The 10,599-nt window shown below is 41.5% G+C and carries 8 protein-coding genes; 3 read left to right on the forward strand and 5 right to left on the reverse strand.

The window, feature by feature from the left end; all coding sequences use genetic code 11:
- Nucleotides 1–4: 4 nt before the first annotated feature.
- Complete coding sequence (locus tag NWQ57_RS15635) at nucleotides 5–1,417, forward strand: MFS transporter (RefSeq protein ID WP_306023090.1); 1,413 nt, start codon at nucleotides 5–7, stop codon at nucleotides 1,415–1,417.
- A gap of 42 nt (nucleotides 1,418–1,459) precedes the next feature.
- Here the strand turns inward: NWQ57_RS15635 and NWQ57_RS15640 are convergent, their stop codons facing one another.
- Together NWQ57_RS15640 and NWQ57_RS15645 are read right to left on the reverse strand one after the other, a co-directional pair.
- Nucleotides 1,460–2,635: a mandelate racemase/muconate lactonizing enzyme family protein gene (locus tag NWQ57_RS15640; protein ID WP_306023091.1), complete on the reverse strand. Its 1,176-nt coding sequence runs from the start codon at nucleotides 2,633–2,635 to the stop codon at nucleotides 1,460–1,462.
- Between the two features lie 33 nt (nucleotides 2,636–2,668).
- On the reverse strand, nucleotides 2,669–3,445 hold the full coding sequence (locus tag NWQ57_RS15645; RefSeq protein WP_306023092.1) for a class II aldolase/adducin family protein: 777 nt from the start codon (nucleotides 3,443–3,445) through the stop codon (nucleotides 2,669–2,671).
- A gap of 171 nt (nucleotides 3,446–3,616) precedes the next feature.
- Between NWQ57_RS15645 and NWQ57_RS15650 the strand changes: the two genes are divergently transcribed.
- A complete protein-coding gene (locus NWQ57_RS15650) occupies nucleotides 3,617–4,711 on the forward strand; it encodes a Gfo/Idh/MocA family protein (RefSeq protein WP_306023093.1) in 1,095 nt (364 codons plus the stop codon).
- 15 nt (nucleotides 4,712–4,726) lie between these two features.
- Here NWQ57_RS15650 and NWQ57_RS15655 read toward each other — a convergent pair whose 3' ends face one another.
- Nucleotides 4,727–5,557 carry a phytanoyl-CoA dioxygenase family protein gene (locus NWQ57_RS15655; RefSeq protein ID WP_306023094.1) on the reverse strand — a complete coding sequence of 277 codons (831 nt, stop codon included), beginning with the start codon at nucleotides 5,555–5,557 and terminating at the stop codon, nucleotides 4,727–4,729.
- Nucleotides 5,558–5,592: 35 nt separating this feature from the next.
- Nucleotides 5,593–7,155 carry a diguanylate cyclase gene (locus NWQ57_RS15660; RefSeq protein WP_306023095.1) on the reverse strand — a complete coding sequence of 521 codons (1,563 nt, stop codon included), beginning with the start codon at nucleotides 7,153–7,155 and terminating at the stop codon, nucleotides 5,593–5,595.
- A gap of 286 nt (nucleotides 7,156–7,441) precedes the next feature.
- Here NWQ57_RS15660 and NWQ57_RS15665 point away from each other — a divergent pair, with 286 nt between their 5' ends.
- Nucleotides 7,442–8,122, forward strand: coding sequence for a hypothetical protein (locus NWQ57_RS15665; protein ID WP_306023096.1), 681 nt, complete (start codon nucleotides 7,442–7,444; stop codon nucleotides 8,120–8,122).
- A 100-nt stretch (nucleotides 8,123–8,222) separates the two neighbouring features.
- Here NWQ57_RS15665 and pnp read toward each other — a convergent pair whose 3' ends face one another.
- Nucleotides 8,223–10,334, reverse strand: a complete 2,112-nt coding sequence (gene pnp, locus NWQ57_RS15670; protein ID WP_306023097.1) for a polyribonucleotide nucleotidyltransferase — start codon at nucleotides 10,332–10,334, stop codon at nucleotides 8,223–8,225.
- Nucleotides 10,335–10,599: the final 265 nt, after the last annotated feature.

Here is a 10,599-nt window from a genome sequence, read left to right on the forward strand (position 1 = left end):
AGTCATGTTACGAGATAAATCAGAAGCCACATCTTTAAGCAGCCGTCGCGGCACACGACACATTTGGCTGCGCACCACACTTCGTTATTCACAAAAAGAAGCCTTGGCGTCCTCTGCCATGACAGCCACCAGTGATAACTTTTTTAATGCCTTTGCGATATTTATCCAAGCGAGTATGAGTCAACTCGGTTTATTAACCGGCTTTCCTCAACTCTTTGGTGCATTAATGCAATTTCTATCTCTTGGCATCAGCCGTTTTTTTAGCCGTAAAGCCATCATAGTGTTTGGCGCAACTTTGCAAGCAACTGGACTTTTAACCATGTCGCTGTTAAGTATTTGGCGACCAGATAATGCCGTTTGGCTTTTTATTTTATTAGCGATGCTGCACCATGGATTACTTAATTTAGTGCAACCTCATTGGCGAGCTTGGATGGGTAACATCGTCCCCCCAAGACGTCGTGGAAAATTTTTTGCCTCACGTAGCAGAATTACTATGCTGGCATCACTTGCCGTTTTTGTGATCGGTGGCGGCTTACTGACCATCAGTAATAAACTTGAACTTGCGTGGCTGGGATTCAGTTTACTCTTTTTAATTGCCGCAGTGGGACGCTTTAGTTCCGCTTGGCTGCTTTGGAAAATGCATGATCCTCAAGTTCAAGTTACACAAAGAATGCCCGGTAATACTTGGCTAAAACTTCGAGAAGCGTGGCAAGAGCCTGTCTTTAAACAATACAGTTTACTTGTTGCCACAATGCAATCCATGGTGGCTATATCAGCACCTTTTTTTGCCGTTTATATGCTTAATGATCTGCAATTTACTTACATTGAGTTTGTTTTGTCCGGTGTCGCTTCAATCGCCACTCAGTTTATTACACTGAAATTTTGGGGTAAATTTAGCGACAAATTTGGTAATCGTCTTGTTATGGTTTTAACGTGTAGCATGATACCTTTTGTTCCTTTGTTGTGGTTGTTTTCCGGAGATTTTACCTACATTCTCATTATTCAGGCCATTTCAGGCCTGTGGTGGAGTGGATTTACTTTAAGCACAGCAAACTACCTATATGATATTCGTCCACATCAAGCAGATTTTGCAACTTACGCCGCAATGCAAGCCGGTCTTAGCGCCGCACTGGTATTTATAGGCTCCATTATTGGCGGAGTTATCGCCTCCTACGCATTGCCATTTGCTAAAAGTAGTGGGCTGGATAACCTGCTAAGCCATACTATCTTTGTGGTCTTTTTAGCATCCAGTATTGGCCGTTTATGTGTTGTTGCGTATTTCATCCCTCGCCTGCAGGAGCCAACGATACGCCAACGCCCTAAAATGCTCGATTTGGTCTTGAGGGTATCTCGGTTTAATGCAATTTCAGGGGTCAATTTTGATTGGTTGACGGTGACTAAAAAGCGCAAAAAATAAAAAGGAGCATCGTGCTCCTTTTTATTTTAATCTTAGATATCCTTATTTGACTTCCATGTGGGGTGAACGGTAAACCACTTCGTCATTCAAATCGATACCAATGCCGGGGACTTCAGTCACTTCAAAAAAACCATTCACTGGCTGTGGATCTTGCAAACATAGCTCACGGTTCCACTCTTTTATGGCATAAGTATGGTGTTCATGGATCAAGAAATTAGGAATAGCCGTTTCTAAATGCAAACTTGCCGCAGTTGCTACAGGCCCACCACACACATGGGCTTGAACACGCACATCATACACATCTGCATAATCACATACCTTTTTGGTTTCGGTAAAACCGCCACACAAGCCGATATCAGGTTGGAGCACGTCAATTGATTGGTCTTCCATATAAGGGCGAATCCCCCAGCGATTATACAAACGTTCTCCGCCGGCAATAGGCACATTAACCCGTTTAGAGACTTTGTCGTGTACCTTAGAATTTAGATAATTCACCGGCTCTTCGTAAAACAAGCACCCTATATCTTCAATCATTTCACCTAATTGAATTGCACTTGCTGCGCCAGCTAAGCTATGACATTCAAAAATAATATCTACATCATCACCCACCGCATCCCGTATCGCTTGTAAACGGGCTTTAAAAAGTCGTAACTCAGGCTGGGTAAACAACTTGGTTCGATCAAAATGGCTTACACCTTCTTTGTCGTACACAATAGGATCAACTTTTACTGCGTCATAACCTTCTGCAACGGCCTTTTCTGCAGCCTTGCCGTAGTCCACAGGATGATTTAAGCGCGTGACTTCTTTGTCCCAATCAAATTGTAATTGGCTGGCGTAAGTCCGTAATTTAGCGTTAGTTTTACCACCTAATAATTGATACACCGGCACACCTAAGGCTTTACCTCGAATATCCCATAAGGCGGTATCAATAGCGCTCATAGCAGCATATATAATTGGACCGCCACCTAAACCCCAAAAACTTTCACGTAACATTCGACTCCATAGTGCTTCCGTTCTAAAGGGATCCCAACCTATCAACATCGCCTCAGCAATTTCTTTGATCATGTGAGCGGCAGCGCTGTGCCCTAAGTCATAGGCTAAACCAGCTTCACCTACGCCACTGATACCCTCGTCTGTATGAATACGCACAAAAACAGGATTCCAAACCGTACGTTTGGGACAATGAATATCAAAAATTTCAACACGAACTATTTTCATAATTATCCTAAAAAAGACTCAACTTAAAAAAACTTAAAGACAAAAACTAGGGTCAAGTTTGTAGGCCTTACGCAACATAGCTGGCCAAGCTAATTGCCCACCGGTAATGCCACTATGAACGACATTTGCTTGCTGATATATACCTTCAACGATAGCTGGCGGAATTGTGATCACCGGTTTACCTGTTTGCATTAGTTCCATTTGAACTTCACAAGCACGTTGTAAATCATAAAAACGCATGAATGCATCCCCAACCGTGGGGCCCACGGCCAAGCCGCCGTGATTATGCAACAGCATGTGATTGGTTTGGCCTAGGTCTTTCTGCAAACGGGCTTTTTCATCCGCGTTAACTGCTAAGCCCTCATAACCGTGATAACTGAGTGATGGAAGTGAAAACAACGCATACTGACTCCAAGGTTGTAAGCCACCTTCAATCGTTGCGACACCAATAGTGGCCTTTGTATGTAAATGGATCACGCACTGCACATCATGACGCACTTCATGAATAGCGCTGTGGATAGTAAAACCCGCCGGATTTATCCCATAAGGGGAACCATCAAGTATCTCTCCTTCGAGGTTCACCTTAACTAAATTTGAAGCGCTCACTTCTTCGAATGTTAGACCAAAGGCGTTCACTAGGTAGTCATCGGTCTGAGGGATACGAGCAGAAATATGCGTGTAAATTAAATCACCCCAGCCAAAACTAGCAACCAAACGATAACACGCGGCAAGATCGACCCGAGTTTGCCATTCCTTCTCACTCACCTGCCCTTTTAGGCTCCTACTCTTTAATTCATAATCATGCAGCATGGTATATTGACCGACTTAAATAACTCTGTGCTTAGTCTACATGAATATTAATTCCTATCTAAGCTGGCATACTAAATTTTCTAACAAGTGCGTTATGACATATAACCGAAGGCTTGCTAACGCTCATATTTTGTTCAACACTGAATTTACGTACTGCAAGGAACAATAAATATGCCAGAGATAAATCGAAGAAAGTTTATGCAACTAAGTGGTGGTTTAGGTTTAAGCACACTTCTCAACGCTAAAGGAACTTTGGCTTCACAATCAGGTAATTCAAAGCTTGGGGTAGCCTTAGTCGGTCTAGGGCAATACAGCGAAGGCTTGCTTGCTCCTGCACTGGAGCTCACCACACATTGCGAGTTACGTGGCATTGTGACCGGCAGTCCACAAAAAATACCTAAGTGGCAACAGCGCTATGGAATAAAGAACAACAATATTTATTCCTACCGCAACATGCACGAATTAGCCAACAACCCTGATATCGATATAGTTTACGTTGTTGTTCCCACCGCTCTGCACCTGCAATACTGTGAGATCGCTGCTAATGCGGGAAAACATGTTTGGTGCGAAAAGCCAATGGCACTGACTGTTGAACAGTGTCAACGTATCATCGATGTATGTCACAAAAATAAAGTAAAACTAAGTATTGGTTACCGCATGCAACATGAACCCAATACAAGGCGTTTTATGCAATATAAATCCACCGCCCCTTACGGTAAATTAACCCACATTGTCGCTCAAGCAGGTTATGGGGGTCAGGGCTTACCTGCCGATAATTGGCGTATGCAGAAAGCCATGGGAGGAGGAGCTATGTATGATATGGGTGTCTATCCCCTAAATGGTTGTCGGTTTATGACTGGGCTTGAACCCGTCGCCATAACTGCCAAACATGAAAAATCTCATCCGGATATTTTCAAGGAAGTAGATGAAACCACCTATTTTACCCTCGAGTTCCCTGATGGGCTGATCGCGGAATGTGCCACCAGTGTAGTGAAATCTTTTAGTCAACTGACTATGAATTGCTCGAATGGCTGGTATAGCTTGCGGCCGATGTCAAATTACACAGGCGTCACCGGGTACACTAGCGACCAACATATCTATTCTGCAATAAAACAGATTCAACAAGCTATTCAAATGGATGACGATACCTTAGCGTTACTTGGCAAGGGACCTCTTCTAGTTCCCGGTGAAGAAGGTATGCGGGACATTCAAATTGTTCAAGCGGCCTTTGCTTCGGCCGCTAAGGGCCAGCGAATTTCGCTTTAAATTCATATCCCACAATCAATATAAAGCACTAGGCTCTGCTCTTAGCCAATTTTCTTTTGCATACTGACTGCTTGCGCAAGTCATGTGCAGGGTAAAAGCATGTCTGGACTTATCGGATAAATTAGGCGCACTAAAGTGGGGTAATAATCCATTAAATATAACCAAGCTGCCCTTTTTGACTTCCAGCGGTTTGGCGTCTTCATCTGCAGGCCAAGGCTTATCACTTAATTTAACTAATTCGGTATTGTCATACGCATCCCGCTTAAATTGCTCAATCAAGGGGTAGGCTTCTGGCTCAGCTTGGACCTGCAAACAACCGTTGGCAAGCGTGGCATCCTCCACTGCAAACCAAAACGTTACAACAGTGATAGGATCGCTATAAAAATAGCTCGCATCTTGATGCCAACGGATTACTCCACCAATTTTGGGTTGTTTGAAAATATACATTGATTGGTGGATCTGCGGTTTAACTAAACCGACATCGAAAGCTAATTGTGCAATAGTTTGACTATGACTAAATGCTTTAAACACGGGGTTAAGGACATGCAAGGCATGGCCAATTTTATTGATACTCAATGATTTTTCTTGCTTAAGTTCACCTCTCTCATCAAATGCGTTCTCTTCAAAAAAGCAGCGCACTTTGTCATCAGAAGTAAGAAAATAGTCATCGCGACTTTTACTTTGATCTTGAGTAGAAAACACAGCGCGGGTTGAGTTTGGGTCAAAGTTATCAACGATTTGGGCTGCAGCTTCTTTGAGCTCATCCATCCGCTGCGCAGTAAAAAATTCATTTAGAACCACGTAGCCTTGATCAGTGAATTGTGTTTTTTGTTGGTTTGTTAACATCGTTATCCTTACATTTTTTATTGTTATCTTGCACTCTAAATAGGATTAATACTGTGATAAAAATTGAGTTTTTCTGCGTACATCGCTTTATCACCATCTCTAAGTAACTCACTAATATCTTTGGGTATTGTCATAAAATCAACAGCACCAACACTGGCGCTAACAGTGATATTGGCCTCTTCAGTGTGGATCGGGATAAGCTGCAAGCGGGTAGCAACGCGTTGATGTAAATGATGAAATATACTTTTATCAGAAAAATGACCGAGCACAACAAATTCGTCCCCTCCGATACGCCCTAAAGCATCAATGTCTCGAATTTGGTGTCGAATTATCTTCGCCACAACCTGTAAGACCTTATCGCCTACATTATGACCATGTACATCGTTCACTTGTTTGAATTTATTAAGATCAATATACAAGACACCTAGCATGCCTCCTTTGTGCCTTTGCTGTTCCACTAAACTTTCGGCTTTTTTAAGCCAACCGCGGCGACTAAGTACATCACATAATAAATCATAGTTTGCTTCAGCTTCAGCCAATAATTTACTTTTTTTCAGACGCTTAATACGCTCAGATACCGCAACAGCTAACAAAAATGACTCAAAGGCAAAAGCGATAATAAGACCATATCGATTTAAGGTGGGGCTCATATCTGACAGCACAACTCTGAACACCATAGCAAGCAACAAAACACTTAATGCGACCAATACCAATAAGGCATCAGGCACTCTTCGATAGGCTTGAATCGCCACTAAACTCACCATTACAAGGATAATACCCAAGGTAAGATAAGCCATAACAGTGCCTAACAACGCGGACAACTGATTATGCTCCAACAGTGTAATGAGGACTGACAAGCCCAGCACTAACCAAGCACTTGGAAATAAAAGCCGATTTGTGATCTTTGGCCATTGTGTTCGTAAACCAGTTAAACGAACAATAAACAATGTCGCACTAAAAACCGTGAGCCCTGCGCTCATTAGATACAACTGATGACTCAACCAATAAGATTGAGCATTTAAAAATAAACCTAACTGCCCTTCTTGAAGTAAGAAAAACAAACTAGCACAGCTGATATATGCACTGTAAAGCCTAAAAGTATTATCTTTTAAACTGCGTCCTAGAATGAAAACATAAAAGATAAGGGTCAAACACAAGCCGTAAAAACTCCCCATAACAAGATTAGTCTTTTGGCTTTGTTCAATATATGTATTGACTTCGAGTAACTGAAAATAGGGAATATAACCATGATGCGTGATAAAACGCAGTTCTGCGAATTGAGAGCCTCTCGATAAAAAATAAGCGGGTTGAGTCCCTTGCAAAGGCGTTTTAACTTCATTATCCGCTGTACGCCATTCGAATTCGATCAATTCACTTTTTAGAAACGTAAATACCCTATCTTGATGCAACTCACACTTCAGTAAAAAGTGGCTTTCTCCAGTAGGTATTTTCACTGCACTTTTTTGTTCGAGTTCGATTAAAGATTGCTGTTGCGTTTCAATTTGTTGAATAACACATTGATTGTCTGGTGCTGATTTGACTGCGGCGAAAACATGCACTCCCATCAGTAATAAACATAAAACCAAATACTTCTTCATTACTCAGACCACGTTAAATTTCAGTTTAGATTAAGACCACGAAGTAAATAACAGCAATTAATCGCCCAATCTACCATTATGGCTTGGGTGCATCTAATCAATTTTGCAGATAATCTTGAATAAATTAGCAATTGGCGAATTATTAGTGTTTTTCACCATATTTCAATTAATCACCTCCCACATTTATAAAACAAAAAACGAAAAACATAACTCTATCAATAAGTTAAATAGATGGCATGTAACTTGATTGACTGTGGATATAATCAAATATTAAAGGGAAAATACTGTGAAAATAAACCCTCTCGCCTCACTAGGCATTATTACGCTACTAACCTTATCTACGTCAGGCTGCATTATTCATATTGGCGGTCATGACGATGAATATTCTCATCATAAAGGTGATGTGAGTCATGTGCTAGGCGATATAGACATTGATGCAGACAGTCAAATGCAAGATCTATCCGTGGTTAATGGCGACATCAATCTTGAAAATAATGTCAGTGCCGAAGATATCGATACCGTCAATGGCAGCATTTCTCTTGGTAAAAGAGTCAGTATCTTTTCTGCCTCAAGTGTTAATGGTGACATCGAAGCGGGCTCAGAACTCACCGTAAAAAACGATATTAGTACCGTAAATGGTGATATTGAGCTGGGAGAATACTCTGAAGTTGGGGGCGATATATCCACGGTTAACGGTGATATTCAATTAATATCAGTTACCGTTCAAGGCGAACTAGAAACCAAAAATGGCGACATTAGTTTAGTAAATGGAACAACCATTAAAGGCGATCTCATCTACCGAGCCAAAGAACAAAAACGATGGTCAAACGACGAAGTTCCAACACTTAAAATTGATGCATCATCGAGTGTCAATGGAAAAATCATACTGCATAGAAAAGTCATTCTGGAAATCGATGATCAAGCATTACTTAACAAAGTAGAAAGACTATATTCCTCTGATAAATAGGGGCTTAGTCTTAAAATCTGCTTAGTTGGAAAACCCGAAAAATAAAAAGCCCTGCAATAGCAGGGCTTTCTTATTTGAACTTTATAAATTAAATAATAACTTACTCTGCGCTTGGTGCTTCAGAAGCAGGCTTTTCGACTAAATCTTTAATGCTTAAACGAACACGATTTTGACGGTCAATTTCTACTACTTTAACGTCAACAATCTGCCCTTCAGCTAAGAAATCAGATACTTTATTCACTCGTTCATGAGCGATTTGAGAAATATGTACGAGGCCTTCTTTGCCTGGTAAAATTTCAACAAAGGCACCAAAATCAACGATACGGGTTACTTTACCAGAGTAAGTTTTACCCGCTTCAACTTCAGCAGTCACCTGCTTGATTTTCTCAATCGCGATATTTGCTTTAGCCATTTCAGTTGCAAAAATCTTAATTGTACCGTCATCTTCGATTTCGATATTACAATCAGACGCTTCAGTAATAGCACGGATCATTGCGCCGCCTTTACCGATTACGTCACGAATTTTATCTTGATCAACTTTCATCGTGTAGATACGTGGAGCAAACTCAGACATCTCTTCACGGTGTCCAGTAATCGCTTGGTCCATCACACCTAGAATATGCAAACGAGCTTCTTTAGCTTGCTTCAAAGCCATCTGCATGATTTCTTTGGTGATACCTTCGATTTTGATATCCATTTGCAAAGCAGTAATACCGTTAGTGGTACCCGCTACTTTAAAGTCCATATCACCCAAGTGATCTTCATCACCTAGTATGTCAGACAGTACCACGAAGTTGTCGTCACTCTTAACCAAGCCCATTGCAATACCAGCAACAGAAGCTTTAATTGGTACACCAGCATCCATAAGCGCTAACGACGTACCACAAACAGACGCCATAGAAGACGAACCGTTTGATTCAGTAATTTCAGACACGACACGCACAACGTAGGGGAATTCTTTTTCAGTTGGCATAACGGCTTGAATACCGCGTTTCGCTAAACGACCGTGGCCGATTTCACGACGCTTAGGTGAACCCACCATGCCGGTCTCGCCCACACAGTATGGTGGAAAGTTATAATGCAACATAAAACGGCTGTCTGATTTGCCGTTTAAACCGTCGATCATCTGTGCATCACGCTCAGTGCCTAAGGTGGCTACAACAATAGCTTGTGTTTCACCGCGAGTGAATACAGCAGAACCGTGCGTACGTGGCAGTACACCAGTAGCCACGTTTAGTGCACGGATCATCGCAGGATCACGGCCATCAATACGTGGATTACCGGCAAGAATACGTGAACGTACTACGTCACTTTCAAGCTCATGCATCAATTCCGATACTTCTTTTGCATTTTGATTTTCATCAGCAGCAACGATTTCAGCTACTGTTTTTTCAGTTAAGGCAACGATGGCGTCTTTACGCTCCATCTTGTCTGAAATCTGATACGCTTCAGTCATCGCAGCTTCAGCGAGCTCTTTAACCTTAGTTTTTAATGCTGTGTTTTCAGCAACTGGTTGCCAATCCCACTTAGGTGTATTCACTTCAGCAGCAAATTCATTGATTGCACCAATAACAGTTTGCATTTGTTCGTGACCGAACATCACTGCACCTAACATGATTTCTTCAGATAGAATTTCTGCTTCTGATTCAACCATTAATACTGCACTTTGTGTACCAGCAACAACGAGGTCAAGTTTGCTAGTTTCAAGTTCTGAGGTGCAAGTATTTAAGATATATTGGCCGTCTGTATAACCAACACGTGCAGCGCCAACAGGACCATTAAATGGCATACCAGAGGTAGCAAGTGCAGCTGAAGCACCAATCAACGAAATGATATCGGTAGGAATTTCAGGGTTAGCAGAAAGAACAGTAACAACAATTTGTACTTCATTCATGAATCCGTCAGGGAATAATGGACGGATTGGACGATCAATTAGGCGTGAAGTTAGTGTTTCAAACTCAGAAGGACGACCTTCACGTTTGAAGAAACCACCAGGGATTTTACCTGCTGCGTAGGTTCTTTCTTGATAATTCACGGTCAATGGGAAGAAGTCTTGCCCAGGTTTCATGTCTTTTTTACCAACAACAGAAACTAAAACGCAAGTATCATCCATACTTGCCATAACAGCTGAAGTGGCTTGACGAGCAATTACACCCGTTTCTAAAGTAACAGTATGTTGACCATACTGAAAAGTTTTTGTAATAGGAGTCATTTTTTTCCTTTAATTTGCTTTATGTCTATATCGCTTTCAAATGCGGCGCACAGTATAGCGGTTCATGGGTGGAAAAACAGTAATTGAATACAATAAAAATAGGAAACACCTCCCAATAACAGGGTAATCAGACACTTTTTGTACATTGAATAAAAATCAGCACGCGTTTCGTTTTAATTTTAGACAGCCCCCTACATCAACTCAAACAGACACCTACGTTTTCAGTTATAAACCAACATACCTAAGTATCACCTTGTAGATTTTT

Origin of the sequence: Paraglaciecola sp., assembly GCF_030730205.1 — a bacterium.
GTDB lineage: Bacteria > Pseudomonadota > Gammaproteobacteria > Enterobacterales > Alteromonadaceae > Paraglaciecola.

Coding starts and splice junctions, on each gene's coding strand:
- NWQ57_RS15635 (WP_306023090.1), top strand. CDS start 5: ATGTTACGAGATAAATCAGAAGCCACATCTTTAAGCAGCCGTCGCGGC.
- NWQ57_RS15640 (WP_306023091.1), bottom strand. CDS start 2,635: ATGAAAATAGTTCGTGTTGAAATTTTTGATATTCATTGTCCCAAACGT.
- NWQ57_RS15645 (WP_306023092.1), bottom strand. CDS start 3,445: ATGCTGCATGATTATGAATTAAAGAGTAGGAGCCTAAAAGGGCAGGTG.
- NWQ57_RS15650 (WP_306023093.1), top strand. CDS start 3,617: ATGCCAGAGATAAATCGAAGAAAGTTTATGCAACTAAGTGGTGGTTTA.
- NWQ57_RS15655 (WP_306023094.1), bottom strand. CDS start 5,557: ATGTTAACAAACCAACAAAAAACACAATTCACTGATCAAGGCTACGTG.
- NWQ57_RS15660 (WP_306023095.1), bottom strand. CDS start 7,155: ATGAAGAAGTATTTGGTTTTATGTTTATTACTGATGGGAGTGCATGTT.
- pnp (WP_306023097.1), bottom strand. CDS start 10,334: ATGACTCCTATTACAAAAACTTTTCAGTATGGTCAACATACTGTTACT.